Origin of the sequence: Shewanella sp. 8A (genome assembly GCF_023475945.1) — a bacterium.
GTDB lineage: Bacteria > Pseudomonadota > Gammaproteobacteria > Enterobacterales > Shewanellaceae > Shewanella > Shewanella xiamenensis.
This window is the reverse complement of record NZ_JAMDJP010000036.1, coordinates 18,494-44,986: the sequence shown is the minus strand read 5'-3', so window position 1 is coordinate 44,986 and position 26,493 is coordinate 18,494. Positions and strand designations below refer to the sequence as shown.

Here is a 26,493-nt window from a genome sequence, read left to right as displayed (position 1 = left end):
CGCCTAATTTAAAGGCTAAGGTGTAATCTCGTTGTGTGCGCTTACGGCTTGAGTTAATTGATGTTGTCATAAAGAAGTCCTCTTTATGTCAACGTATTTCAGGACGAGACAGTGAATCAAAGTAAAAAGCCTGCAACAGCAGGCTTTTGATATTTAAAGAAAGAGGCTAACGCTTAACGGTATGTCAGTGTTGTCGTATCCGTTAATTTATCATTGTCTTTAACGGTTAATTCGACGGTATGCTCTCCGCGGCGCGCCAGACGCAGTACTACAGGACCATTGGCGCGGGTGCCATTATCAAACTTCCACTTATGCTGCTTAATAACCCCATCGGTGTCATAGCTAGTCGAAATAAACATATCGACCAGCCATAGATTGATGCGCTGAATTTGGGCAACGGGTGGTTTCTTCACATTTTCAACCACCACTGACACCATTTGCGAGCTGCTATGGCTTAAGCCGTCATTGTCCGTTACGGTTAACGTCACTAGATAATCACCACTTTGCGCATAAGTGTGTGATACCGCCTCTCCAATACCTTGACTATTATCGCCAAAGTCCCACTCAATAGAGACAATTTGGCCGTCGCTATCAATGGAGGTTGAAGTCAGTTGCACACTCGCACCATTCACAAGCTGAGTGAAGCTGGCTTCAGGAGCTACGTTTTCCGCTTCGAGCAGGAGTGAAATCACCACAGGATCATGGTCAGATGATCGATAAGCATCACTAGCGTACAAGTCTTGCACCTGCGCAGGGGTCTTAAACTCTTCGTTGTAATCTAACACACGTGGCTCGTCGGTATTGATATGCCACTCAGTCACATCTAGGACTTTATCCACTAACGCAGCATTCGCGAGCGCATGGTCTAACTGTCCCGATTCACCCGAGAATACATAGGAATAAGGATTAGCTTTTTCAAGTTTGGCGAACAACTCACTAAAGCCAGCGTTAGCCAATGCCATCAGCGGGTCTTCCTTGGCGTAGGAGTTTAAGTCACCAATCAGCAGTACACCTTGCTCAGGATACTGCGCGGCAATCCACTGCCCTGCCGCCGTTGCTGCACGACTACGGGTAATATTGCAGTTGCCTTGACCATCGTTCATATCTGGATCGCCAGCACACTCACTGCCTTTAGATTTCAAGTGATTAACAGCAACCACCACGCTTTCCTCACTGCCGTTTAGCGCGAAGGCTTGAGTCAACATAGGGCGATTTTTGCTGTCGTCGAACAGCGGCTGCGCGGCGTCATCTAAGGGAGAGTTAGCGCTTGATAAAATACGCGCATCCCCCTGAGGGCTCACTTTGTCACTGCGATAAATTAAACCGACGGTAATCGCATCCGTACCTATCGCACTTAAGCTGCTGCCATTGACCTTTGGAATAACATAAGCATAGCGATTTTCACCCACGGCGGCATTGAGGCCCGCCACGAGATCGGCAATCGCCGAGTTGGCGCCAAAGCCATCGTTCTCGATTTCCATCAGACCAAACACATCGGCACTGATCCCCACCATAGCGCTGACAATCTTCGCTTTTTGACGCTCAAACTCACTCAAGGTATTGGCACCACGCGCAGTCGGGAAACCACCGCCCTGTCCATCGCCATTAAAGTAGTTCAGTACGTTAAAGCTGGCGACTTTCAGGTTGCCGCCTTCGGCAAGCACTGGTGATTGTGGGCGAGGATTTTCCGCTACAAAATTAACGGGCTCAGTCGGCATAATGCGATAAAGATTAAAGCCATAGTGCATAACACCAGTAAGGCTCGTGGCTTTATCACCCACACGCACAGTGTTCGATGCGCTTAAACCTGGCGCAGGGAAAATAACCGGTTCAGGGTTCTGCGCCGTTAAGCCATCGTCGAGTAAAATACTGTCTTTGAGATTGGCCGCCGTGACGGCTAAAGCATCGGCACCTGGCGCAGCGACTTGTGTCCCAATAAAGTGACGGCTGCTACCGAGTGAAATTTCACCATAGCGGCCCAAATTGTAGACTTCGTTCACGACCAGATCTTGGCTAAAGCGTACGCGCATGCCTTCAAAGGGCTCAAAATCATCGCTTGAGTTGACGGGTAAAGTTACTACCGCGGCACTCGGCAAAGCTTGTCCTGCAACGCAAAGTTTATGATCGGCAACGGTAGTCAGTTCCGTTAAGCCTTGATATTCAGTGACTTTAGCCTTTAAGCGTACACGGTCGCCCGCCACGTAACCCATAGGCGCATTACCGGTATAAACAAACACCCCTTCAGAAGTTTGTGGATCGTTATCGGCTTCGTTGTCGGCCATTTGCACGAAGATGCCCTTTAGGCCAGCTTCTTGGTTACTCACCACAATGGCTTCTACCACTAAGGTTTGTCCGTTTAACGGACTGACATTGGTCGAACCTTGCAGAGCATGGATAGGCGTTGAGGCTTCACCACAGGCTAATGAACTCGGTGGCGGCTCAACAGGATCGGTAGGTGTGCCTGCACTGAACTTACCCAAATCCGAGATATCGTCTTTGGCAAAACCTAACCATGTATTAAAGGTGACAGCATCATCAATAATAGGATCGGCGATTAACTGATCGGGATTGCGGCGTAGCGTGTTGTCCTGGGTCGATAAATCACCACTGCCCCATTCACTGCCTGGATCGACACCCACTTGGCCTAAGCTATCAATCACTTGGTCTTGATAGGTCAGCACAATGGCATCATCACCATTGAAAAAACTCGCGCTGCTTTGTTGATTCGTCACCGCCAGAATATCGGCCGATGCGTCGTTATCAGCGACAACATAAGTTGCCCCTGCCGCTAAGGTGCCATTCAGGGTGATAGTCGTGCCCACATTTGTGCTGCCATTAAAATAGAAGCGCAATTGATACTGGCTTAAGTCGATGCTGTTGGCGGTTGGGTTGTACAGCTCAATGGCTTTGTTATTGCCGCTGCCTTCAACATATTCAGAAATAATTAGATTATCGGCAGCATGAGCAACGCCACAGATGCTACTGATGGCTAACGCCAACAGCGTTTTGTTATTAAACATAATGACCCCTAAAAGTATCTTTTATATTGATATTTGAGTTTATGATTGACCATTTTACGAAGCATTCAGCTTCGAAAACTGACGATACTATAGGGAACAAAGGTTACAAATTAGTTGCACTTAAGTTGCAACTTAAGATGGATATTTAGGCAACGATTTAGCGGATTGTACTAGGAAAAATAGCGAAGATGGCGAGCCTAACTCACCATCTTGTTAACATCCATTACGGTTTCCCGTTATAGCGGTTGCAGCTGCTCATCGAGCAGCGTCACCAACAACAACTCTCCCCGTTCGCTGACTCTAAACTCGCCGTATTTGGCTTGGCTGAAGTGGTCAGCTTGGCCCTCTTCAAAGAAAAAACTATTTGAGGCCAGCTTTACCCTATGATTGCGCAGGCGAAAATCTACCGTGAGTTGATCGGCGGCTTTGGGCTGGTCACGGTAAATACCGACAAAGTGCGCCACTTTTTGCGAATCGAGAGTCAACAGTAGTTGCCCCTGCGTCATCCCCTCAGGCAACGCGGCGCGTACCTCCTGTGCAATGGCATATTCCAAGGCCATATAATCCCCCTGCATAATCGAGCGAGGATCCACTGGCGCTAAGGCAAAACGCACCACTTTGCCATCTTGCAATAACTGCTCAAACTGGGCGATTCGCCAATTCACCATCGTCAGCAAGACCACCACAGTAACAACAACCAATAATAGGACTCTTCGGTGGCTGTTCGCTAAACACAACATAGCCGTCCCCATTACACATGCTCCTCTAACTCAGCTTGTGCGTCTGAGATAGGAAAGTAACGCCACATCACTAATCTCGCGGCAAGCAGTAACAATCCTAATCCCATCAAATACAGCGACTTAAGCATCAGCGTTGTCTCTAATGAATAATAATAACCACCAGCAAAAACCAACCCTGAAGCAATACCCATTCCCTTCAACCAAGACTCATTTGCATAGTGCCCCAACAATATAAGCCACACAGCTGTCGATAAACCCTGCATGGGTAAAGACAGTGCAGTAATCAGCACTAGGCCTAAAAACGCAAACAACCCACTGGGGGCGATGAGTGAGATTTGCCATTGGTTAAACAGACTAACGAGTAGGAAACCACAAAGAGTAAATACTACGAGTAAATGACTAACTGCCATTCCCGACTGCCAACCGGATATAAATAACGCCTCGAAGATCCTATCCATACTGAAGACATGTATTAGTTGAATGGAGAGCAAAAGTGAAGCAGCACCATAGACCAACATCCTCGCCCTCTGATAGTGATATCCTGTGCGATGGATATTTAATAGCACCACACTCAGTAACGACACCAGCAAAGTCGGTGTTAAGTTGAGTAAATGCCACTCAGCCAACAGCCCCGTCAAACAGGCTAATAAACAGAATGCAAATACCCATTGAGCAACCTTGTGTTTTATCATGCCCCAAAGCAACAGAAACAAAGCGGCCATACTCAGATACCAAGCAAGATTAAAGGTATCGCCGAGCAAATCAAACAGTCCCCAAGCAAGGGCAAGCGTACCGCTTAAACATGAGGCAAAGGCAAATTGCTGTAAAAAGTGCTGTTGGCGCCCGCCCCAATACAAGGCGAGTCCTAAGCCTAAATAGATACAACCGATAAACAGAGCGGCTCCCCCTTCGAATCGCCCCCATACACTATCGAAAAGTGACGCCATAAAGCCCAATAAAAACCAGGCGGCAATCCAAGCTGCAAAGGCTTGCATCAACGCAATATACCAAGGTATTTCATGGGATTGGGGCCGTTCTGGTGCGTTCACTTCGCCCTTTGCATACAAACTATTCCAAAGCGTTTGCGCCGCTGAAGCACCAGGATCTTGAGTCGAATCAGTGAGGGGGTTATTCATGACTCAGCTCCTCTCCTACGAGGGATATTGGCGTCATTTCGGCGCTAAATTGCCGTTGTAATCGTACTAACACAGTACTCAAGCCGGTACTTGCCAAAATAATATAAAGCCCAATCAATAAAAAGCCGCCTATAGGATCGCTATTCTTAAACAGCAGTTCGGTTAATAGCACAGCACCCACAGCAATCAAACTAAAACCGCCCAAAGCCAACGGATAAATCTGTAATAATCTGTGCCTGAACCACCAGAATCCCAATAACAAATGAATAAAGTAACCAGCCCACACACCTACAAGTAGTGGCTTAGAATCACTGGGTTCAAAAATCATCCAACAGAGCAATAAGGTAAAACAGCCCATGGCCACAAGTGAACTCGCATACTGCATAAGTGGTGCATGCCAGCGATTGCGCTGGCTTTTTCCCATAAAAACAAAAACATAATAGATAGTCAGATTAATTGCCGCAAAGACAAATAACCAAATCTGTTCATCCAAAAGGTAGGATGCGGTATCAGCAAAGAGTCCAAGGCTTAAATTAACTAACCCGAGTAATAACAACCATAAGCCATCAAAACCTGCCACCCAAGCTAAGGGGATAATGGCTAATGCCCACAACGCAAATAGCTGCCAAGGATCCGCTCCCGTTTGATAGGTCTGGCCCACCAAGGCTAAAAGTCCACCAATTAACATACTCACCACTAACAGTGCCACGTTTGCAAGCGTGGCACCAAAAAGATGATGATGGGCATCAACTTGCCTCAACATGCTGCGGTAATACAGCCAAACAAAGCACACAAGGCTAATCAATAGCACGGCTTCAATCAGGGCAAATTTGCTTATTCTGTCTAGGGACTGCCAATTGTAAGCAAAAAAGAAAATAATCCCCGTCACTAGGCTTAACGCCCCCGCCCACTGAAGCAAAAGGGATAATAACCGCTGCCAACTGAGAGAGTTGGGCGACACCAATACGCTGCGAAACAACTCATTTGCCTGCGCCCGAGTAATATGTCCTTGCTCCAGCCACTCATAAACTTGAGAAGTAAGATTGCGCAATATGAAACTTCCTTATTTTTGATACTGACTCACACAAAATACGCATTTAACCAACTTAAGTGCAATAATTAATTGTATTAACTTGTCTCTGTTAAAGATAAGCTTAAGACTTCACGATAAACAGGATAACTTATGCGACTAGCTGTATTACTGAATTTACTATTAGGCCTAGTGTTGAATTTATTCAGTGTTGCAACTGCAGGTCCCCTTTCTCCCGCTCAGACAAAAACCGTTATTCGTGTTGGGGGCTATCAATTTGCTCCCTATGTCAATTTACAGAGCGATGGCCGTTATACAGGCTTAACGCTTGATCTCATCAACGCCCTCAACCAAATTCAGCAAGAAATCAGCTTTGAATTTGTCTCCACCAGCATAGAGCATAGATATAAAGCCTATGCAGCTGGAAGATTCGATATGATCATGTTTGAAAATCCACGCTGGGGGTGGGAAAAACTTAATACAGCATTTATCCCCCTACATATCCATGATGGCGAAGTCTTTATCGCCTTGAAGGAAAAAGTAAAAGATCCTCAGTTTTTTGCTCTGTTCAAAGAGCGAACGCTAGCATTAGTTAAAGGCTACCACTATCGCTTTGCCAACTTCGAAACCGATCCTGCAGTGCTTGAAAAAAACTACAAGGTCGTTTTTGTAAACAGCAATAAAGCATCCATTGAAACCGTGCTTCGAAAGCGCGCAGAAATTGCCCCAGTGACAATTTCCTACCTCAATTTTTACCTCGCTTCAAATCCGCAAGATCAACAACTCTATGTATCAAATCAATGGGATCAACATTATTATCATGGCGTGTTAATCAATCCACATTCGAAACTACACCCAGATAAACTCAACCTTTGGTTACAGCAATTGCAGCAAAATGGCAAACTCACAGAGCTCGTGCGCCAATATGGATTAGAGCTCGCCAGCGAACACAATAGCGCAGGACAAATCACACACTAAGATGTATTGACAGCAATTTAGTGAGCACTATGGTGCCTAAAAGACAATATTAAATCTCAAACCCTCAGTGCGAACTCGATATTGATAAAACGGATTAGTGCAATGCTCCCAACAAGGTAAATAATGATACCAACAACAGGCTCAATGCCATGATATATAAACTAAACCTCTTGTCGGGTTGACCAAGTTTGGCGATATGACAATGCCAAATAGCAAAAATACCGTAATTTAAACCGATAAATAGTAATAAACTGTAGGCATACATACGAGGAACGACACCTAGCGCGCAAGCAAATAAGCTGAGGCTCGTTGTGATGAAAAAGCCCATTTGGCAATAGAATAAACTAAGTAACACTTGCTTATTCAATTGAGCAATATTGGCTCCCTGAAGCATGGCTATAATCTGTAATCTTCCTTGCGATAGGTAATAAATACAAATCATCAAGCTCAATAACGCCGCCACCAATATAGTTAACTGCATAATATTTCCCCTCCTCTGATGCTCTTCAAGAATTGAGAATAGTGCATCTGATTGCGTTAACTGTAAGACCAGCTTAAGCCTAGTTACATTTCGTAATGGGTATGAGATGGATTTAAATCGAGTCGCAGGAATATTATTTAGAGACAAAAATAAAGGAGCCTTATGGCTCCTTTATCATTGATAATATGGCATAAATCAGTGATGACAATGTTCATCATGAACGTGATCATCGTCCATAAACTCATCATCGCCGTCTTGGTGTTGCATCACACCCCAACCATCGGTCATGCCGCCAAACTCGGCCGCAAAATCATTGAGAATGGTTTCTTGCTCAACCAAGTCATCGTAGTCTGGCACCATGTTGATGCATACGATGATTTCCCACTTGCCTAGCTCATCATTCAAATTCAGCTCAACTTCACCTTCGAGATCCGAATTGGCTAATTCTTCAAGTGCAGTTTCAGCATCACGCTGATCATCAAAAACTAAAAAGAAATCAACATCGAGGGCTTTAGTAAGGTCAATTCCGGCTTCAGCCATTGCGGCCAGCATTTTGCCATTATCGTCGTCTGGAAATTGCATATCCTACTCCACAGTATCAGGCTTATTCAGCCGCAATGATTTGAACCGATTCACCGTTAAAACTGACAATATCACCCGCAACGACTTTTTTACGTTTGCGGGTTTCTACTTCGCCATTGACGGTAACCAAACCTTCATCAATAACATGCTTCGCTTCGCCACCGGCATTCGACATACCTTGTACCTTTAATACTTTGTACAATTCAATAAAATCTTCGCCGGGATGCAAAACTAACTGATTAATTTGCGTCACTTAAATACGCCTCAAAAAATAAACCTGCGGCATTATAGCAGCATGTCCATTGCGATGCAGATAATTTAACTTATCTTTGCCTTTCATCGGCGAGCAGGCCATAGGCGCATTCATCTAGCCACTCATCGCCTATCTTAAAATGCTGCCTAAATACGCCTTCGAGTTGAAAACCACATTTTTCCATCACTCGTGCCGAACCTATATTGTCTTTGGCGCAGTATCCGACGAATTTATGTATTGATAAGCTCAAACAGGCCCAATCGATGACAGCTTGCAAACTCTCAGTGGCATAGCCTTTGCCTTGTCCCGCGTGCGCCAGCAAATAACCGACCTCAGCACGTTGTTCCTCCACACTTTGGCAATGAAGACCGGTTAAACCGATAAACTCGCAAGTATCAAGGGTTTCAATCACCAGCGTAAGCCAATTGCCAGAGGTATAGTCCCAGGTGACTGAGCGCTGCTCAAACTTTTGCCAGATCACTTCGGGAGCTTCAGGAATACGCACGTAGCGATTGATGTCAGGATCTTGGTGTAATGCCAAAAAGTGTGGCCAATCCTGCTCTTGTAAACTGCGAAGTCTTAATCTGTCGGTATAGAGTTCAAGCATAGCGGCTCCCCAATGAATGGACGAACTAAAAAAAATGGCAGCCAAACGCTGCCATTGTCTCGGCAAGAAGACGATTAACCGCGGCTGGTGACTTCGAGTAAGTGGTAACCAAACTGGGTTTTAACTGGACCTTGAACCACGTTTAATGGCGCACTAAATACCACTTCATCAAACTCACGCACCATCATGCCTGGGCCGAATGAACCTAATTCACCACCTTGAGCGCCCGATGGGCATGAAGAATGAGCGCGCGCGATTTGCGCAAAATCAGCACCGTCGAGGATCTGTTGTTTAAGTGCTTGGCACTGCTCTTCACTGCTGACTAACAAATGTCTTGCTGTAGCCTGAACCATGATAAAACTCCCTGAATAATGCTGAGACATTTGCCCCAAATATCATATGGTTCCCGTTTTTATGACTGAAAACGAGATGTGAATGTTGAGTATAAAAACATTATGTTTAATTAAAAAGCTTTAAACCGCATCGTTATCAATTTTGTTATCGATAACGGCGCTACATAATCGACTCCGTGTTAAGCCTTAGTCGCCGCTATCCAGCGATCAATTTTCTGTTCCATCACCGCCATAGGTAGTGAGCCAGAAGTCAGAATCTGATCATGGAAAGCCTTAAGATCAAACTTATCACCTAGGGCTTTTTCAGCACGCTCACGTAGGGCAAGAATTTTTAGTTGACCCACTTTATAAGACAATGCTTGGCCAGGAATTGCCATATAACGTTCAACCTCGGCAATAATATCCGACTCGGCCATGGGCGAATTGTCCTTCATGTATTGAATCGCTTGTTCGCGACTCCAGCCTTTGGCATGTAATCCCGTATCCACCACCAAACGCATCGCACGCAGCATTTCGTCTGAAAGCTTACCAAAGTACTGATAAGGGTCGCTAAAGAGCCCCATTTCGATGCCTAAGTATTCAGCATACAGCGCCCAGCCCTCTTCAAACGCAGTATAACCGCTGAAGCGTTGAAACTCAGGTACACCCGTTAACTCTTGCTTAATGGCGATTTGGAAATGGTGACCAGGTGCCGCTTCATGCAGTGACAGTGTCGTCATGCCCCATTTCGGCTGAGCTTTCAAGTTGTAGGTGTTGATATAAAACACCCCTGGACGGCTCCCATCTACAGCTGGTGATTCATAGGATGCGCCCGCAGCCGATTGCTCTCTAAAGCTTTCAACCGGTTTAACCACATAGTCGGCCTTTGGCATTACATTAAAATACTGTGGCAATACTTGGTTAATCTTATCTTTCAACACCATATAACCATCGATTAAGCCTTGGCGATCGCCATAGAAGTATTGTGGCTCAGACGATAAAGAGGCAAAAAAAGCTTTTAAGTCACCTTTAAAACCCACTTGCTCACGGACTTTGTCCATCTCAGAAAGGATTCGTGCGACCTCATTAAGACCAATTTGATGAATTTCATCCACTGGCATGGTTGTGGTGGTATGAGAATTGGCTAAATGCTGATACCAAGCTTTACCATTTGGTAGACCAGACCAACCATCCGTTGCACGGGACTTAGGTAAGTAAGTCTGCTTGAAGTAATCACGCAGTCCCGTTAATGCAGGCACTAAACGCTCATTAATCATCGCTTGATAACTTGCTGTTAGCTCCGCTTTATCTTGATCCGAAAACCCTTCTGGGAAGTGATTAATCGGTGAATAGAAAATACTTTGGCTGGCATCGGTCGTCAGCATAGCATCTAACTGTGGAATAATACGCTCTACCAGCACTCGAGGAAGTACAACCTTACTTGCAATCCCCTCATCCATACGCTGTTGAGCAAGCTGGATCCACTGAATAAAACCATTCACACGCTGTTCCCAATTGCGGTAATCTTGAACGGTATTAAAAGGCTGAGCACTTTCACCACTTCCTAGCTGCACCATAGTTATAACAGTACTGTAAAACTGGCTGATAGGCATAAAGCGTGACGGATAGGTTTCATCGACTAACGCTATTTCACGATCATAAACAAACAACGAATAACTTAATTGCAAATCCGCTGGTAATTGCTCAACATCAATAGCCTTAACTTGTGCTAGATAGCGGGTATTTAGATCGTGTCGAGCCTTAAGATACTCTTCAGTTAAATCACCACCAAACTGCGCATTGTAGTCGTTAACACCCACAAAAGTGGCGTAAATAGGCTCGAGCTTCAAGTAGTCTTTAAAATAGGCATCGACGAGTGCAACATAACGCGACTCAGCCGTTTGGGTTTCTGCTTCAGTCGCTGGGGCCTGCGTTGCCCCTTCCTGTGTAACAACTGTTGATTCAGGCTTTGAGCATCCCTGTAGGGTTAGCACTAAGGCTATCGTTCCGGCAACTACATTTAATTTCATTTTTTATATTTCTCCTTTTACGTCCGAGATAGCCAGACTCTTCCTATACTTACTGAAAAGTCTACTTACGGGATTATTCTATGATCTACTCATTTCGTAACTCAGGTTTTAGAGATCCAGAAACAGGGGTTTACAACCAAACTTATTTCATGGAAGTCTTTAACCGAGAATGGCATAGGCATATACGAGAACAGCAAAGCTTGGCGCTATTGTATCTGTGCCCTCACATTCATGAAACCGTTAAACAACCGCATTTACTCGAATTTTTTACTAAACAAGTACAAGAAGCACTGCTAAGAGCAACAGATTTAATTGCTAGATTAGACCACAATCATTTTGCCTTAGGATTATTCAATATTGATGAAGCTGGTACCGAAGTTGTTCTTAATCGCATAGCAGATCATATTCAAGAATTTAATCAAGAGTTTGGCAAAACTCATAAGCTAAAAATTGACTACAAACTCGCAGCTTGCCTTTGCTTACCGACTCAAGAACAAAAAATTGAATCTATATTCAATAATGTTTCCAAACTTTCACAAGAGCTTGAACGTAAACAACAGCAATCCCAGGCATTAGTAAAGCTTCAATAAACAAAAAGCCCCTTTCGGGGCTTTTTAGATCTACCTAGCAAATTAGATGAATTACAGTTCGACGTTATGCATACGAGCTTTCTCTTTGATGTAAGAGATATAGCTGTTTGCACTCTTCTCTGTCTTCTTATCTTTCGCAGCTAATACAGCACGATTATAAGCAGACTTATACTGTTTCAAACTAAGATGAGCTAAAGCCAGCTCGAAGTTTGCTTCACCGGGATGTTCAATACCTAAAGAGATTGCTTTTTCAAGCACTGGAATCGCTTCATTATATTTCTCACCCAAGCTCAGTAAACGACCTTGCTTCAGATAAAGCTTACCATCATTGCTGATTGCAGCAGCTTTACCATAAAAGTCAGCGGCTTCTTTAAACTCTTTCGCATTTTGGTAAAAACCAGCCAAAATCTCATAAGATTTAGCATCTTGTGTGATTAAGCCCGACTTCATATGCTTCTCAAAAACTTTCGCTGCTTGGTATGGCGCACCCTTCTGAGCCATCAGCTGAGCTAAACGAGTAATGTTAGCTCCAGTTTCTAAGAAACCATTACGATATGCCAAGTCATAAGTCGCTAGCGCTTTATCATAGTCTTCAACCATTAGATAAAATTGTGCGAGCTGAACCCATAATCTGCCGTCATCCGGAAATAACGGTACCATGACTTCTAACACACCAACGGCTTTCTTATATTGCTTCTGGTTAAAGTAAGACGTTAACTTCATCTGATACAGACCTTTATCAGGTGACTCAGCAAGTGAAAGGCCTTTATCAGCCACTTCAATTACTTTATCCCACTGCTTAAGTTCTGTATATGCAATACCAATGCGACGGTACATCTGAGAATCAGTCTTACAGGTGAAATCCATCCATTTGTAATAGTATGGAATCGCTTCCTTAAACTTTTTCTCTTGTAACAACAAATCAGCATAAAGGCGCAATGTTGCAGCATGATCGGTACCACCTAAAATATCAGCTTCAACAGCTTGTTTTAGGTACTTGATCGCAGTATCCATCTTGCCTTTTTCGGCATAGAAGTTACCGAGCATACGCGCGACATAGGCTTTATCGAAATCATTCTTTGGGTTTGCTTCTAACAGAATGGCAATCGCTTCGTCAACTTGACCATTCGTATAAGCTTCAAAGGACTTCTGCACCTTTTTCGCAGCACTCTCACCTACCGCTTTAGATTGACGTTTATCAACTTCACACTTTTCAGCTGCAATAGCAGAAGAAACTGATAACGCACCACCACAAAGGGAAAGTAATAACGCAACTGCGATTTTATTAGCATTACGCATTATTAATTGCCTCCTTTGTCTAAAGTGAAGTCAAGTTGTACTGTCATACCAGGTTGTTTAAGTGGCTTACCATCAACAATCTTTGGTTTGTACTTCCACTTTTTCAGTGCTCGTATTGCTTCTTTATCAAATAAACGTTTAGGTTCTGCTTGAATAACTTCAACGTCATCAACACCACCTAACTCATTAATTGTAAAGCGTAATTGCACCCAACCTTCTTTACCATCACGAGCGGCTGCGATTGGATATTGTGGCTCGATACGAACGATTGGTGTTGCATCGCCGTCACGAGTCATCATATTACCCAATTTAAAACCACCGGCACTGTGACCACCAGCTTCAACGCCTCCCATATTGAACGACATAGACGTATCAATATTTGATGAAGTATCTGGTGGCGCAGTTTGAGGTTTCTCAGGCTGTGCTGGTGGTGGTGGCGGTTTAGGCACTACCCTTGGCTTATTCTGTGCTTTTGCATCCTGTCTATCCATGGTGATTTCAATTACAGGGGTCTCGGCCGATGTTTCAGCGCGCTGCGCCCCACCACCGACCAAGAACGCCATAAAAGCGAACAGACCAAAAGTCACAGCAGCACCAATAATGATTGATACTAGTGCTCTTAGCATATTAATCGTTCCCCGCAGATACCGAAATCTTATCTATACCAGCCGCTTTGACTTGGTCTAGAACTTTAACAACTAAGCCGTGCATTGCGTCTTTATCAGCCTGAATAAGCACTGCTGCTTCAGGCGCTTCAGCTAACATACGCTCAACGTTTGCTGTTACACGTTCGATATCAACCTGACGGTTTTCCATCATGATAACGCCAGTTTTGCTGACGCCAATGAAGATGTTAGCCGAAGGCTTTGAAGTCGCTTGTGATGCTTTTGGTTTGTTATAATCCAAACCAGATGGCTTCACGAATGACGTTGTTACAATGAAGAAGATCAGCATGATGAACACGATGTCGAGCATCGGTGTCATATCAATTTGCGCTTCCTCGTCTACACTGGAATGCTTTTTACGTGCCATGTTCAATCTCTCTCTAGTGGTGCGGCATGCTGTCTTTTAGCTTTTCTAAGCTGATTTTCATTTTCACATCAAGGCGAGTACTGAAGAATACTCCCGATAGTGCCGCAACCATTCCCGCCATAGTGGGCATGGTTGCCATTGAAATACCAGCCGCCATTAAACGAGCATTACTCGTCCCCTGAACTGCCATCACATCGAACACTGAAATCATACCGGTAACGGTACCTAATAAACCTATCATAGGACAAATCGCTACTAAGGTTTTAATCATCAGCATACGTGCATTCAAATCTTGCTTCGCTTGGGACAGCCAAGCTTCACGGATACGGTGTGCATACCAAGAGGTAGTTTCCTCTCTAGCATCCCATGCAGCTATGATTGCTTTATGTTGCTTTGGTGATATCCAATTTAGATACCAGTAACGTTCAAGCATCAATACCCACATTAAGAACAGCACAAACGCAACTAACCAGAGGACGTTGCCTCCGGAGGCCATGAAGCCCCTGACGGAATCCCATATGTCCATCAGGTGAATCATCATTAGTTAGCCCTCTTCTCAGCATGTGCTGCGATGATACCCGCACTTTGCTCTTCCAAAATTTGGGTGATTGATTTACTACGTGCAACTAAAAGTGCATGCAATAACATCAGAGGTAGAGCCGCAACCAGACCTTGAACCGTTGTTACCAGCGCCATTGAGATACCGCCAGCCATCAGTTTTGGATCGCCAGTACCGAACAATTGAATACTTTGGAAAGTTGCAATCATACCGGTTACTGTACCTAGCAGACCTAACATAGGACCGATAGCAGCAATCACTTTTAGAATTGGAATACGCGCTTCTAATGCTGGGGTTTCTTTCAGAATGGCTTCATCCAATTTCAACTCCAACGTTTCAACATCAACGTCTTTGTTTTCATGGTAAACCTTCAAGATACGGCCAAGAGCGTTATTACCTGGTTTATCAACATTCTTCGCTTGATTTTTAACTTTTGCACCAATAGCAGCCAGAACAATAAAACGCTCTGCAGCAATTAATAAGCCAAGTGCAAGTAATACCAGAATGATATAACCAATTGTGCCACCAGACTCTAAACGATCTTCCATACTCGCTTTGTTTGTAAAGATATTTAACAAAACACCACGAGCGGGGTCAATGTAGAATGGTGCAGTACCTGAAGTAGTTTGTTCCCATTTACCAACAGCACTGACTTGATAACCTTCTGGCTGTTGTGATAACTCTTGAACTAAACCTAATTCAGGATTGTAAACAACATATTTGCCATCAGCAGTTAGGTTATAAGTACCAATACGGTGAATAGTGGTATTTTTTACACTACCATCAATCGCAGTAACAGACGCATTAAATTTAACAACCTTACCAGATTGCACCATTTCGAATAACTGTTCTTGCCAGAATTGCTCTAACTCTTCAATTTTTGGTAATTGCTTACGCGCACCTAAATCAGCAACAAATTTGTCACGATTAGGAAATTGAGCACTGACGTTTGAACTCGCTAATTTACCAGCGAAATCGCCTGCTTCACCTTTAACCACACCGAACATCTCACCCAAGTCACCTTGAGCAGTTTTCAGATCTTCTTCTAACTGGGCGATTTTGCGCTCATTATCTAAGAAGGCTTGGTTTAAATCTTTACCGCGTTGTTTTTCAGCCGCCAAAGCGTCTTTTTCACGCTTCAATAAAGCCGCTTTATCGCCACGCTCAGCTTGGAACTCTTGCTCACGCTTGCTGTTAACTTTGCCTTCAGCAGCGCGATCAACTTTAACTTGCTGCAATAATTGGTCGATGGTCTTAGGTGCATCAGCAGCGCTAGCCATACCAGCAGTTAAAGAAAAACTTGCAGCTAATACAGCTGTAGTAATTAACTTCTTCATTATTGTGCAGTCTCCGCAGCAGGAATTGGTAATGCAAATAGATCTAGAGCGCCTTGTTTACGGGCAATGCGGATACCTTTAGTCAGTTCACGCAGATAGCTGTCATCTAACTTATCCCAACCCTTAGTTTCTGGGTTGTACATCCAGCCAGTCTTTTGATCTAAGCTTTGTGCATACAGAGCAACACGACCCAAGTTAAAGAAGTCTACTAACACTTCTTTACCGTCTAAGGTCAATTTACCTTGGTTAACTGCAACAGCACTACCATACTCACGCTCGATGCTGTACGCATCCAGGATCAAACGGTATTTTTCAGCTAAAGTCACTTCTGCTGTGTTTAAAAGTGTTTTTAACTCTTTAACACGGTTAGCACGGACTTCAGAGTTGAATGGCAAGTCTAATTGAACGAATTGTTCTAAAGACTCAACCATTTTAAACATTAAAGGCACAACGCCCTGACGTAGTTTATCTACGCCATTAATGTCATTTTGAACTGCGTCCATTGTTTTTTGTTGATCAGCAACCAAGCTGGCAACGTAATCGTTATAGGACTTCAGTGACTCACGCTCATCAGCAACTGAACCATACTCAAAAAGCATGTCTTGTGCTTGATCGAAATACTTATCAACGTTCTTTTGCGACGCAGCAGCATCAGCATGGATCATACTATCCGCTTTCTGCACGTCGGTAAGAGGATCTGCAACTACTAAGTTGCTGCTAGCTAATGCCAGCACGCCAACAAGTGCAGTAGCGATTTTTGTTCTATTGCTTACCTTGGACATAGTTCCCAACCAATTTGAAGTGAATAAAAAAGTTAACTTACCAGCAACATCACTTTAAGCAAGACTTACTTTAGGAAATGCTTACCGTAAGCTCATCTTTCTCTTGTGATTCTTAGTTTTTGCTTCCCTTTCCTATGCCCTTGCAGGCATAGACCCGCTGGCATCATTTCACAAAATGTTGACCTGTGTCAACATTCAGAACATGTAAAAACGAGTGTAAAGAAGTCTTAGTTATGAATTTTTTTACGGAAGATGTTTTTTTGAGCAAAGACAAAAATTTGGTTGATAAGAGAGCCGTGAATTCGTCATTAACATCTGTTAATGCAATAAGATGTGTCAGAAGCCGCCCAACCTATTCAAGCTAAATTTCAACACATTGATTGTCAGAGTGAGAATCATAGATAACGGAAAAAGCTGTACATATTCAACTAGCAACTGCAAAGGATCTTTCGTAATAAAAAAGCCGAACACTTTGCAGTGTTCGGCTCTGATACAACTAAGTTGATTTATGATTAGAACTTGGTGGTCGCACGTAAATAAATAAAGCGATCCATATTCACATCATACTCTGTAACAGAGAAGTTGTTTGTAGAAATGGCTTCGTTATTAGTTGGGCCTTCAGCTTGTGGCTTCTTAGCAAACAAGTTGTTAATACCTAGAGACACCTTAGTATTGTAAGCATCAATGTTATAACCGACAGAGACGTTATGAACCATATAGGCTTCCATTGTTTCTCTATAACCAGCATCCTTAAGACCTTGATAATATTCCTTATCTTCTGGAGAATCGGTTAAATCAGTGTAATAATCGTTATTTAATGGACCTACAAAACGTACTTTCCAATGTGCATCCCAATCACCCATTGCCCAATCAACCATTAAGTTTGACTTGAACTCAGGGAACCCACCATCACCAGTCTGAACACCGACGCGGTCAGTTCCATCAAATTCGTTTTTCATTACATATGCTACATCTAAAGATGCTTTAAATGAGCCAAACGACGTTTCAGGGAAACGATACGCTGTAAAGAAGTCAATACCTTCTACATTGTATTCACCAGAATTCTGTAGGAAATTACGTAAGTCAACGATATTGCCTAAGCTATCACGATCGATATAGTTACAAGATTCAGGTTTAGTGCCCCTTGCGCACTCTCTAGCAATATCAACATGACCATAACGGGCAATTGCATCTTCAACTTTGATTTTATAGTAGTCTAAAGTAACTTCAGCGCCTTCTAACCAAGATGGGTTATAAACCGCACCATATGTGAACGACTCAGAAGTTTCTGGTTTAAGATCGGGCGATGAAACTTGCGAAATACGAATTTGAGTATTGGATTGTCGATAACCATCAGGCACACCAGCACATCCGGGCAATGTAGAAATATTAAGCACGTTACCTTTAGCATCTCTTGTATTACAAGGATCTGTCCAAGTTGGGAATGAATCTGCATTACCCGCATACAAATCAGAGATAGAAGGAGCACGGTAGCCTTGAGCCCAGGTACCACGTAGCAACAGATCATCCATTGGGCGGAATTCTGCACCTACTTTGCCGGTGGTATTGTTACCATAAGCATCGTGGTCAGAAACCCGCACAGCTGGAGTAATTAACAGACTTTCTAATACAGGAATCGCTAACTCAACATAAGCTTCATCCAAACGGAAGCCACCTGAAGTTGCATCGCGTTGGTTACCTGAAGACTCACCAGTTACAGTTAATGGATCTGGCGTATCAAAACCAGATTCTTCTCGGCGCTCAAGACCTAAAGCTAAACCAACAGCACCAGCTGGTAAATCAAATAGATCACCAGAGATGTTAAAGGTATAATCTTTCATCGTTAAACCTGAACGGCTAACACTGTCGAAAGTAATATAATCAACCATATCCTGGGTTATAGTACCTGGTCCACCAAACAGGTTTAGTGCTACGCAGCCATTGCTTGCATTACAGTTATCGCCTAATGCTTGATTAATACGAGTTAAATTAAGTAGACCAGTGGTTAATACATCTTGGTTATTTTGACCGTAGATGTAGCTTGCACTCCATGTCCAGTTATCATCAATATTACCTTCTAAACCAAGCATCGCACGGTACGTAGTATCGTTTTGATTATATTGGCGAGAACCCGCCTCAATCATACGACGTTGTAAAGAATAAGGTACGTACCCCAAAGGTTTACCATTAGCAACAGCGCGAGCACTACTTCCGTAGAGTGTTTCACCGAATGGGTTATAGATGTTATTGGCACCAATATCCACACGACTCGCAGCCTCTCCCCATGAGGCACCTAATGTCACTGGCATAGGGGCTAATTCTTGCGATGACTTACGGTTGGTCATCATAAAGTCAGAAACAACTCTTAAATTGTCCGAAATATCATAAAAACCTTGCACATAGAAAGAATTACGGTTCTGTGGTGTAGACAAATAGTTATCAGGTGCATAGTTATACACATCAGCACCAGTACGAGGACGGAATTGGTCCGGTCCAACATTAGTTCCTGTCCCTTCCTTCACCATAAGATTGTAAATACCAGTGTCAGGATTTGGTGTTGCAAGTGCGGCTAATGCATCTTGGTTTGCTTGATTTAGTTGCGAACCTACGATTTGCAGACGCGTATTATCGGCAGTAGAACTGTAACCAGTATCCGAAATATCACGGTCTCCAGCCCAAATCGGTTGCTGAGTCACATGACTCATATTGAACAATAGCCCGCCTTTTTCAGAAACTGAACCTGCTGTAAAGTCAGCGGTGTATTGGCGACCATCGTCATATTTAGCGTTTTGTCCACCATAGACAGAAACTTCAACACCTTCAAAGTTTTTGCGAGTAATGATGTTAACTACACCAGCAATAGCATCTGAACCGTAAACGGCTGAAGCACCATCTTTTAATACTTCAATACGCTCAATTGATGATGTAGGAATGGTGTTTAAGTCTACGGTTGAACCTAAAGAAGATATCCAGCGCTTACCATTAACTAATACTAAGAGACGTTGTGCGCCAAGGTTACGCAGGTCCATGTTAGTAGAACCATCACCACCGTTGTTAAAAGCGGTGTTTAATGCTGAACCAGCAGCTGGAATCGTTTGCAGGATATCACCAATACTGATCATCCCAGTAGCTTCAAGCTCATCTCTATTCATCACAAGAACAGGACTTGCCGCTTCCATATCAGTACGCTTGATACGTGAACCAGTAACTTCAATACGTTCTACTTTTTTATCAGCACCAGCTTCATCAGCAGCCATTACTAATGGCACGTTTAGCGCGGTTGCTGCCACACCACCAATCAATGCAAAACGCACAGATTTGGCTAATAAGTTATTCTTATGCATTGTCTATCTCCCTGGACATATTATGTCTTTATTATAATCCGCTTATTTAATAAGCGGTTTCAAACAAAAGTACGTCGAAAACACGTCGCACTCGGCAGAAACAATAAAATCACATATAAAACCTTTAATCAACAAAAAACAAACAAATAAAACCAGCTGATGACAATATGCTCATTTTGAAAGCGAGATTCGTATGCTTTGAAATCTAAAAGCAAAAAACGCCAGTCATTACTGACTGGCGTTTTTGTTAAACTAAAGCCGTTTAAGGCGATGTTATGATTTTAAAGAGTGTAGCGAATACCAATAGCGATGCCATCATCTTCTGACAATGACATTCTGGCTTCTTGGGCTTGATCTGCGCTGGTGAAGTCGCTGTAGTCTTTACGTGCTTCAACATAAAGAACTGTGCTTGGGTCCCAAACAAAGTGTAAGCCTACAACTACAAACTGGCGCTTAAACACATCGTTAGGATCGGCGTTAAAGTTTGGTTGGATAACATAGTCTTTACCAGCGTCCAGAATGTTATAGGAAACGAATGGGCGTAAACCATTGTCAAACTTATATGAAACTAAAGTTTCAACGCCATAGGCATCTTTAATCAAGCGACCAATGTTATCGGTATCATGGTTCTCTTCTTTGTGAACGTTGGCGGCAACATATAAACCATTTTTGTCGAAGTCACCCCAAGTAGCGCCCACGCCATAGATTAAATCAACAGCCGTTTTTTGATCACCATTACCGTAGGCAATATCAAACTCACCGCGGTTTACACCCGCCATCAGACTAAGTTTATCTGTGGCTTTGTAAGTGACAGAACCACCATAGGTGTAATCATAGGTAACCTGTTGTGCTTCTTTTTTACCTGCATTCCATTCTGCTTCACAGGCTTCTTCTGTGATATTTTCAATATCACAGGTGTAAAAGCTATTGTTTTTTAACTGAGATTGTACCGCAAAACTGAAGTCACCTAATGAGTTGCGGTATTGTACCGTTTTATCGCCACGACCTACGCCATTTACTGCGCCATCGTCTTTATTAAAGGTGTACACACCGGCAGCGTTTCCGTCCCATACAAAACCGTAGTTGGTGTTATAAACCACGTCATACCAAGCACCCCATTGTTTACCAATAGTGATCGTGCCGTATTTATCGTGACTGATACCAGCGTAACCTAACCGATTGTAAAAAAACTCATCCTGAACGGATTCAAAGCGGTTGTTATAGACAATATCACTGTTGCCAACGGGGTTAACGCCCCATTCCAACTTAGCAAACGCATTCCAGCCATGGGTTAACTCACGGCTGAAACCAAAATTAATTCGAGAAGCACCATTTACAACCTCAGTTTCACCTTGAGTGTTGATTACACGCGCATCAATAAACCCCCCTATCTCGACTGCATTTTTGTCATCTTTGTAGATTTCGATTGCAGATACAGTTGGCGCAAGAAAGAGTGCTGCTAACGCAGTGGCGACTATCGTTTTGTTCATTTGGTGCTTAACCTTTTTCGTTTATGTTTTATCAACGTCATTCCGTTGTTATATTTCCTTACAATTTCCCACTGAGAGTAGCAAATTTTCAATAAACACTCCAAGGGAAACCTAAGCATTCTGTAGATAAATATCACAAAAACTGACTGATTAACCGCTGTAAAACAGGTTAAAACACTATAAATACCCGTTAAGAAAACACAAATAAAACAACATAAACATTAAATTAACAGCAACTGTTTAGAGACAATGTCTGTGTAATTCAATTTCATTATTGAAAAAATAGGCTCTGCAATGGGACAAATTTGCTTATCAACGTAGTATTGATAATCAATTATAGACGATCTATGTGAAACAGGTTCAGGACCATTTACAGTGATGACATAATCAATCTGAGCTCCTCTCTTGCCATAGGATACCTTTCCTGTTAACTCACATAGCTGACGTGCGACTTTGACATGGGGGGAAGATTTTGCGGTGTACTCTTCAAGATTTCGGCGCATTCGTTTACTAAACACTAATTCAGCATCCCGCTTTCCTGTCTGCAGTTCGCTTATGACACCAGCGAGATAACCGCTGATATCTCGCTGATTGAACATTCGCTCATAAAGTTCAGCTTGAACCTTACGCGCTAAGGGGCTCCAATCACTTCGCACCTGCTCCATCCCCTTAAAAGTGATTTCCAGCCCTCCATTCCTATTGCGCCAAGCACCAACATAACGCTTCTTACTACCCTCCTCCGATCCCCTCAAGGTCGGCATAAAAAACTGTTCGTAATGGCGCTCAAACTGTAGCTCAAGGAAGCTTTCTAGCTGAAACTCCTTTACGATTTTACTCTGCCATTGCTGATTAATTCGCGCGGCAATCTGCTTACCTAAGGCATTAATATCACCGAGATCAGGATCAGAGCCCAAATAAACAAAGGTGGAATCCGTGTCCCCATAAATAACTTGATAACCCATTTCCTCTATCCAAGCGCGAGTCTGTTTCATAATCTGATGACCGCGCATGGTGATGGAGCTTGCCAGTTTCGCATCATGGAACACGCAGCCTTGAGAGCCTAAAACCCCATAGAGCGAATTCATAATGATTTTAATTGCTTGCGATAAAGGCGCATTTGCCTCCCGCTTGGCTTTTTCGCGTTGTTCTGAGAGATTTTGGATGAGTTTTGGCAGGATCGGTTGATGCCGACTAAAACGAGCCCCTAAAAAACCGGGAACGATTTCAGACTCGCCCAAAATATGTTCCTCGTTATCCAGACCTTCAATGAGCCCTTTCGGATCGATCAAAAAAGTACGAATTATCGATGGATAAAGACTTTTAAAGTCAAACACTAAAATATGTTGATAAAAACCAGGGACTGAATCCATTACATAACCGCCAGGGCTTTCAATCCCTTGACTTGCAGGCTCTGCGGGCGCGACGAAACCCGTTCTATGTAAATGCGGTAGATACAAATGGTTGAATGCGGCGACCGAGGCGCCTACCCGCCCTAGTTCTAATCCCGTTAACTCGGCGCGAGCGAGGGCAAAATCCCACAACTGAGTATGCTCAAAAATATCCCACACTAAGCGACTATCGGTCAGATTATAATGTGCAAGACCTTGTTTATTTTCGGCAAATAGCGCATCAATCTCTTGCGCTCGATTTTCTACATCATGAATCGCTTTGCCTTCGCCCAGCAACGCTTGGGCGACAAACTCCAAGGAGAAGCGCTCGAATTGATAAAAGGCCGCCTTTAACCAATCGATACCATCGAGCACCACTCGCCCAGGCAAACTTAAGGTTTCTGGCCGAAATTTATTCTCCACCTTCCACTCAAGGAGCGCGCCACCTCGACCGATACGCAGCGGGATCCGGTGCAGTAAAGCACGCCGATATAACAGGGCCAAATCAAAGGTCACCACCGACCAACCAATGATCACATCGGGATCAAACTCAGTAAACCAAGCGATGAGACGATGGATAAGCGCCGCCTCGTCGTTCACCCATTCGATGTAAATTGCAGCTTCTGGCTGCGCCTCGCCCACCATAATGACTTTTTCATAGGGCTGAGATTGCGCATCGCGCCCATAAAGGGCCACAGAATAGAGTAATCCGTCAAAACTGCATTCAAAATCAAGCGAGATTGAACGCAATTTTATTTCCGGCTGCGGCGCAACCGCTTTTGCACGTATTGCGCTAAACACAGGCAACTGTCCATCTATGCCAGCGTTGCTGACATAATGCCCTAAAAATGCCACATCGAGTGCCACAAAACGCTCGATTAAAAAGCGCTGCTCTGGACGGATATCCGACTCAAATAAGGGAATACCCGCATCTGTTGCTATCCGCTGCAAGTGACGAAATACATTTGTCGATTGAGCATAAATCCCCGCCACGGATTGTCTTTTAAAACTTTTAAGCATAAGCGGCACAAAGCGTAGCGCCAGCCCCGGCGTTTGTAACTGTAATGCAGCCATATCGCTTTGATGGCAAAAACAAATGTACTCAGAGCCAGGTAACTCAAACAGCACAGGGCCAGAAACAGTGGCGAGATAATACTGCAACACGAGCGTTGAACCGCGTGTAATAGCATGGCGCGTCAGGACGCGTCCCTGTACACTCACAGGCGCAGCAGTGTCATGTGTCAGACTCTCGGGTGGATTCAACTGCGGTTTCACTCTAAGGCTCTCGCTGCTTATTGATTCTCGGGATACAGAATAAAATTGCCATAAAATGGCAGAAAAGTTTCTTAGGCTATGCAATCACTGTTATTATGTACAGCATTAATTCGATAAAGTAGTGCCGCATGTTACCTGACAACGTAAAAAACCAGATCCGCGCTATCTATAAAGATATTGCCACCGCTTTGCCTAATTTTAGGCCGCGCCGCGAGCAAAACTTTATGGTAGCAGAAATCTCTAAGACCCTGGCTGGCGACTATGACAAAGATAGACGCATCATAGTGGTCGAAGCGGGTACGGGGATTGGTAAATCATTGTCTTATATTTTGGGCACGATACCGCTTGCGCTTGCGAGTAAGAAAAAAGTCTGTATCGCCACGGCAACCGTTGCGCTGCAGGAGCAGTTGCTGCACAAAGACTTACCGTTTTTTCTCGAACAATCAGGGCTAAACTTTCGCTTTGGTCTGGTCAAAGGGCGCCAGCGGTATGTCTGTTTATCCAAACTTGCCATGTTGATCGGCGATGATAACAGTACCCAAATGGCCATGTGGCAAACAAAGCCAGATAACAGCCAAATTGCCATGCTGCAAGAGCTGCTCAGCGACTTTAATGAAGGCCGCTGGAACGGTGAAATCGATACACTATCGACACCGATACCGGACCATCTCTGGCAACAAATCGCCTGCGATAAACACAGTTGTCATCGGCAACTCGCCAGCCATCGTAATTGCCCGTTTCACAAGGCCCGTGAGGATGTGGATACTTGGGATGTACTGATCGCCAACCATAGTTTGCTGTTCGCCGACTTAGAGCTAGGCGGCGGGGTGATTTTGCCCGATCCCGAAGAGGTATTTTACGTCATTGACGAAGGTCACCACTTACCAATTGTCGCACGGGACTTTTCTAGCGCACAGGCAACGCTTAGAGGCGCCGCCGACTGGCTTGAAAAAGTCGGTAAGACCAGCGCCAAGTTACAAAATCAGATAAAGAGCAACAATATCATCGCCCCAGCGCAGGCGATGCAGGATCATATTGGCGACTTAATCGCTCAGCTCAATCAAGTCGCCCACTATTGTGATACCCAGACCAAGCAGTTTGCCAATCCAGAGAGTCGCTATCGGTTCGAACACGGCAAATTACCCGATGCGTTAAAAATCCCTGCCGAGAATCTCGCGGCCACCTCCAATCTTGCTCTCAAGCAATTTAACAAGATGCAGTTATTGCTGGCCGAGGCGATAAAAGATGGCGATATTCCTAAGCACCAGGCTGAAGCGCTGCAGGCCGAAATGGGCTTTATGTTGCAGCGACTCGAGAACCTGCAAAAGCTCTGGAAAATGATGGCCAAGGAAGATTCCACTAAAGGTGCCCCAATGGCCCGTTGGATCGAGTTAATTACAGGCAAACAGGTCGATTATCTGTTTAGCGCCTCGCCGATTGAAGTCGGTTTTATGCTCGAATCTATGCTGTGGCAAAAGGCTGCTGGCGTCGTGCTATGTAGCGCTACGCTGCGGGCGCTGAATAACTTTGACCATTTTGCCCATCAGGTAGGGTTATCATTAAAGGACGGCAGCCGTTATCTTGCCCTGCAATCCCCTTTCGATTATCCGAATAATGCCACGCTCTACTTACCTAAGATGAAAACCGAGCCGACGGATGATGCCTATACTGCTGAACTTGCCGAACAAATTATCGAGCTAATTGACGGCGAAATGGCTACCTTAGTGCTGTTTGCGTCTTATTGGCAAATGGAAAAAGTGGCCGAATTGCTCGAGGGCAAACTCACGCAGGAAATCCTGATCCAAGGTAATGCACCACGCCAGCAATTGCTGGAGACCCATAAGGCCAAATGTGATAAAGGTGAACCGAGCATCTTGTTTGGCACCGGCAGTTTTTCTGAAGGCTTGGACTTACCCGGAGATTACCTCACCAACCTCATCGTCACTAAGCTACCCTTTGCTGTGCCAACCTCGCCCGTTGAGCAAGCCCATGCTGAATATGTGAAAATAAAGGGTGGAAATCCGTTTCTGCAGCTCACCATTCCTGATGCATCGCGAAAGCTTATCCAAAGTTGTGGTAGATTACTGCGTAAAGAGCAAGATTATGGTCGAGTCACTATCCTAGATAGGCGGTTAGTGACGAAGCGTTACGGCAAATCCTTGCTAGACGCACTCCCACCTTTTAGACGAGTCATTGAGTAGGATTAAG

Annotated in this window: 22 protein-coding genes and 1 pseudogene; 3 read left to right on the top strand and 20 right to left on the bottom strand. The window is 44.1% G+C overall.

The features are described from left to right. From M0413_RS19670 to M0413_RS19650, 5 genes and pseudogenes are all read right to left on the bottom strand, one after another. Positions 1-70, bottom strand: a pseudogene (locus M0413_RS19670) (valyl-tRNA synthetase); the annotation flags it as partial. Between the two features lie 103 nt (positions 71-173). Then, the gene (locus M0413_RS19665) at positions 174-3,020 is read right to left on the bottom strand and encodes an ExeM/NucH family extracellular endonuclease (RefSeq protein ID WP_088585755.1); all 2,847 of its coding nucleotides are present in this window, start codon (positions 3,018-3,020) and stop codon (positions 174-176) included. A 236-nt stretch (positions 3,021-3,256) separates the two neighbouring features. Continuing rightward, positions 3,257-3,772, bottom strand: a complete 516-nt coding sequence (locus tag M0413_RS19660; protein ID WP_047536158.1) for a GDYXXLXY domain-containing protein — start codon at positions 3,770-3,772, stop codon at positions 3,257-3,259. Further along, positions 3,772-4,896 carry a DUF4401 domain-containing protein gene (locus tag M0413_RS19655; RefSeq protein ID WP_047536161.1) on the bottom strand — a complete coding sequence of 375 codons (1,125 nt, stop codon included), beginning with the start codon at positions 4,894-4,896 and terminating at the stop codon, positions 3,772-3,774. The genes M0413_RS19660 and M0413_RS19655 overlap by 1 nt, the downstream gene beginning before the upstream one ends. Further along, on the bottom strand, positions 4,889-5,947 hold the full coding sequence (locus tag M0413_RS19650) for a DUF2157 domain-containing protein (protein ID WP_249555362.1): 1,059 nt from the start codon (positions 5,945-5,947) through the stop codon (positions 4,889-4,891). The genes M0413_RS19655 and M0413_RS19650 overlap by 8 nt, the downstream gene beginning before the upstream one ends. A 132-nt stretch (positions 5,948-6,079) precedes the next feature. On the opposite strand from M0413_RS19650, the gene M0413_RS19645 reads away from it, so the two are divergent. Further along, positions 6,080-6,904 carry a transporter substrate-binding domain-containing protein gene (locus M0413_RS19645; RefSeq protein WP_037417302.1) on the top strand — a complete coding sequence of 275 codons (825 nt, stop codon included), beginning with the start codon at positions 6,080-6,082 and terminating at the stop codon, positions 6,902-6,904. Positions 6,905-6,998: 94 nt separating this feature from the next. Here M0413_RS19645 and M0413_RS19640 read toward each other — a convergent pair whose 3' ends face one another. The 6 genes from M0413_RS19640 to M0413_RS19615 form a co-directional block, all read right to left on the bottom strand. Then, entirely contained in the window at positions 6,999-7,385 is a 387-nt protein-coding gene (locus M0413_RS19640; RefSeq protein WP_037417299.1) for a hypothetical protein, read from the bottom strand. Between the two features lie 195 nt (positions 7,386-7,580). Next, positions 7,581-7,967, bottom strand: a complete 387-nt coding sequence (locus M0413_RS19635; RefSeq protein ID WP_037417296.1) for a ribonuclease E inhibitor RraB — start codon at positions 7,965-7,967, stop codon at positions 7,581-7,583. A 22-nt stretch (positions 7,968-7,989) separates the two neighbouring features. Continuing rightward, positions 7,990-8,220, bottom strand: coding sequence for an RNA-binding S4 domain-containing protein (locus tag M0413_RS19630; RefSeq protein ID WP_037417290.1), 231 nt, complete (start codon positions 8,218-8,220; stop codon positions 7,990-7,992). Positions 8,221-8,290: 70 nt separating this feature from the next. Continuing rightward, complete coding sequence (locus M0413_RS19625) at positions 8,291-8,827, bottom strand: GNAT family N-acetyltransferase (RefSeq protein ID WP_037417287.1); 537 nt, start codon at positions 8,825-8,827, stop codon at positions 8,291-8,293. Positions 8,828-8,901: 74 nt separating this feature from the next. Then, positions 8,902-9,180, bottom strand: coding sequence for a peptidylprolyl isomerase (locus M0413_RS19620; RefSeq protein WP_011623210.1), 279 nt, complete (start codon positions 9,178-9,180; stop codon positions 8,902-8,904). A gap of 179 nt (positions 9,181-9,359) precedes the next feature. Beyond that, positions 9,360-11,189: a DUF885 domain-containing protein gene (locus M0413_RS19615; protein WP_069454736.1), complete on the bottom strand. Its 1,830-nt coding sequence runs from the start codon at positions 11,187-11,189 to the stop codon at positions 9,360-9,362. A gap of 80 nt (positions 11,190-11,269) precedes the next feature. Here M0413_RS19615 and M0413_RS19610 point away from each other — a divergent pair, with 80 nt between their 5' ends. After that, the gene (locus M0413_RS19610) at positions 11,270-11,779 is read left to right on the top strand and encodes a diguanylate cyclase domain-containing protein (RefSeq protein WP_037428125.1); all 510 of its coding nucleotides are present in this window, start codon (positions 11,270-11,272) and stop codon (positions 11,777-11,779) included. Between the two features lie 51 nt (positions 11,780-11,830). On the opposite strand, the gene M0413_RS19605 is transcribed toward M0413_RS19610, so the two are convergent. From M0413_RS19605 to M0413_RS19565, 9 genes are all read right to left on the bottom strand, one after another. After that, on the bottom strand, positions 11,831-13,078 hold the full coding sequence (locus tag M0413_RS19605) for a tetratricopeptide repeat protein (protein ID WP_037428127.1): 1,248 nt from the start codon (positions 13,076-13,078) through the stop codon (positions 11,831-11,833). A gap of 2 nt (positions 13,079-13,080) precedes the next feature. Beyond that, entirely contained in the window at positions 13,081-13,704 is a 624-nt protein-coding gene (locus M0413_RS19600) for an energy transducer TonB (protein WP_037417276.1), read from the bottom strand. 1 nt (position 13,705) lies between these two features. Then, positions 13,706-14,110, bottom strand: coding sequence for an ExbD/TolR family protein (locus M0413_RS19595; RefSeq protein ID WP_037428129.1), 405 nt, complete (start codon positions 14,108-14,110; stop codon positions 13,706-13,708). 13 nt (positions 14,111-14,123) lie between these two features. Then, positions 14,124-14,651 carry a MotA/TolQ/ExbB proton channel family protein gene (locus tag M0413_RS19590; protein WP_080612365.1) on the bottom strand — a complete coding sequence of 176 codons (528 nt, stop codon included), beginning with the start codon at positions 14,649-14,651 and terminating at the stop codon, positions 14,124-14,126. Beyond that, on the bottom strand, positions 14,651-16,006 hold the full coding sequence (locus M0413_RS19585) for a MotA/TolQ/ExbB proton channel family protein (RefSeq protein ID WP_037428132.1): 1,356 nt from the start codon (positions 16,004-16,006) through the stop codon (positions 14,651-14,653). Before M0413_RS19585 ends, M0413_RS19590 begins: the two co-directional genes overlap by 1 nt. Then, positions 16,006-16,788 carry a DUF3450 domain-containing protein gene (locus tag M0413_RS19580; protein WP_037417266.1) on the bottom strand — a complete coding sequence of 261 codons (783 nt, stop codon included), beginning with the start codon at positions 16,786-16,788 and terminating at the stop codon, positions 16,006-16,008. Before M0413_RS19580 ends, M0413_RS19585 begins: the two co-directional genes overlap by 1 nt. Positions 16,789-17,300: 512 nt before the next feature. Continuing rightward, entirely contained in the window at positions 17,301-20,132 is a 2,832-nt protein-coding gene (locus M0413_RS19575; RefSeq protein ID WP_037428134.1) for a TonB-dependent receptor plug domain-containing protein, read from the bottom strand. 281 nt (positions 20,133-20,413) lie between these two features. Beyond that, the gene (locus tag M0413_RS19570) at positions 20,414-21,622 is read right to left on the bottom strand and encodes a porin (RefSeq protein ID WP_037428136.1); all 1,209 of its coding nucleotides are present in this window, start codon (positions 21,620-21,622) and stop codon (positions 20,414-20,416) included. Positions 21,623-21,843: 221 nt separating this feature from the next. Then, a complete protein-coding gene (locus M0413_RS19565) occupies positions 21,844-24,273 on the bottom strand; it encodes a DNA polymerase II (RefSeq protein WP_069455428.1) in 2,430 nt (809 codons plus the stop codon). Positions 24,274-24,413: 140 nt separating this feature from the next. Between M0413_RS19565 and dinG the strand changes: the two genes are divergently transcribed. Beyond that, the gene (gene dinG / locus M0413_RS19560; RefSeq protein WP_069454734.1) at positions 24,414-26,486 is read left to right on the top strand and encodes an ATP-dependent DNA helicase DinG; all 2,073 of its coding nucleotides are present in this window, start codon (positions 24,414-24,416) and stop codon (positions 26,484-26,486) included. Positions 26,487-26,493 lie beyond the last annotated feature (7 nt).

Bases quoted from the DNA above. Each gene is read 5' to 3' on its own strand.
- M0413_RS19665 (WP_088585755.1), bottom strand. From the start codon at position 3,020: ATGTTTAATAACAAAACGCTGTTGGCGTTAGCCATCAGTAGCATCTGT.
- M0413_RS19660 (WP_047536158.1), bottom strand. From the start codon at position 3,772: ATGGGGACGGCTATGTTGTGTTTAGCGAACAGCCACCGAAGAGTCCTA.
- M0413_RS19655 (WP_047536161.1), bottom strand. From the start codon at position 4,896: ATGAATAACCCCCTCACTGATTCGACTCAAGATCCTGGTGCTTCAGCG.
- M0413_RS19645 (WP_037417302.1), top strand. From the start codon at position 6,080: ATGCGACTAGCTGTATTACTGAATTTACTATTAGGCCTAGTGTTGAAT.
- M0413_RS19640 (WP_037417299.1), bottom strand. From the start codon at position 7,385: ATGCAGTTAACTATATTGGTGGCGGCGTTATTGAGCTTGATGATTTGT.
- M0413_RS19635 (WP_037417296.1), bottom strand. From the start codon at position 7,967: ATGCAATTTCCAGACGACGATAATGGCAAAATGCTGGCCGCAATGGCT.
- M0413_RS19625 (WP_037417287.1), bottom strand. From the start codon at position 8,827: ATGCTTGAACTCTATACCGACAGATTAAGACTTCGCAGTTTACAAGAG.
- M0413_RS19620 (WP_011623210.1), bottom strand. From the start codon at position 9,180: ATGGTTCAGGCTACAGCAAGACATTTGTTAGTCAGCAGTGAAGAGCAG.
- M0413_RS19615 (WP_069454736.1), bottom strand. From the start codon at position 11,189: ATGAAATTAAATGTAGTTGCCGGAACGATAGCCTTAGTGCTAACCCTA.
- M0413_RS19610 (WP_037428125.1), top strand. From the start codon at position 11,270: ATGATCTACTCATTTCGTAACTCAGGTTTTAGAGATCCAGAAACAGGG.
- M0413_RS19605 (WP_037428127.1), bottom strand. From the start codon at position 13,078: ATGCGTAATGCTAATAAAATCGCAGTTGCGTTATTACTTTCCCTTTGT.
- M0413_RS19600 (WP_037417276.1), bottom strand. From the start codon at position 13,704: ATGCTAAGAGCACTAGTATCAATCATTATTGGTGCTGCTGTGACTTTT.
- M0413_RS19595 (WP_037428129.1), bottom strand. From the start codon at position 14,110: ATGGCACGTAAAAAGCATTCCAGTGTAGACGAGGAAGCGCAAATTGAT.
- M0413_RS19590 (WP_080612365.1), bottom strand. From the start codon at position 14,651: ATGATGATTCACCTGATGGACATATGGGATTCCGTCAGGGGCTTCATG.
- M0413_RS19585 (WP_037428132.1), bottom strand. From the start codon at position 16,006: ATGAAGAAGTTAATTACTACAGCTGTATTAGCTGCAAGTTTTTCTTTA.
- M0413_RS19580 (WP_037417266.1), bottom strand. From the start codon at position 16,788: ATGTCCAAGGTAAGCAATAGAACAAAAATCGCTACTGCACTTGTTGGC.
- M0413_RS19575 (WP_037428134.1), bottom strand. From the start codon at position 20,132: ATGCATAAGAATAACTTATTAGCCAAATCTGTGCGTTTTGCATTGATT.
- M0413_RS19570 (WP_037428136.1), bottom strand. From the start codon at position 21,622: ATGAACAAAACGATAGTCGCCACTGCGTTAGCAGCACTCTTTCTTGCG.
- dinG (WP_069454734.1), top strand. From the start codon at position 24,414: ATGTTACCTGACAACGTAAAAAACCAGATCCGCGCTATCTATAAAGAT.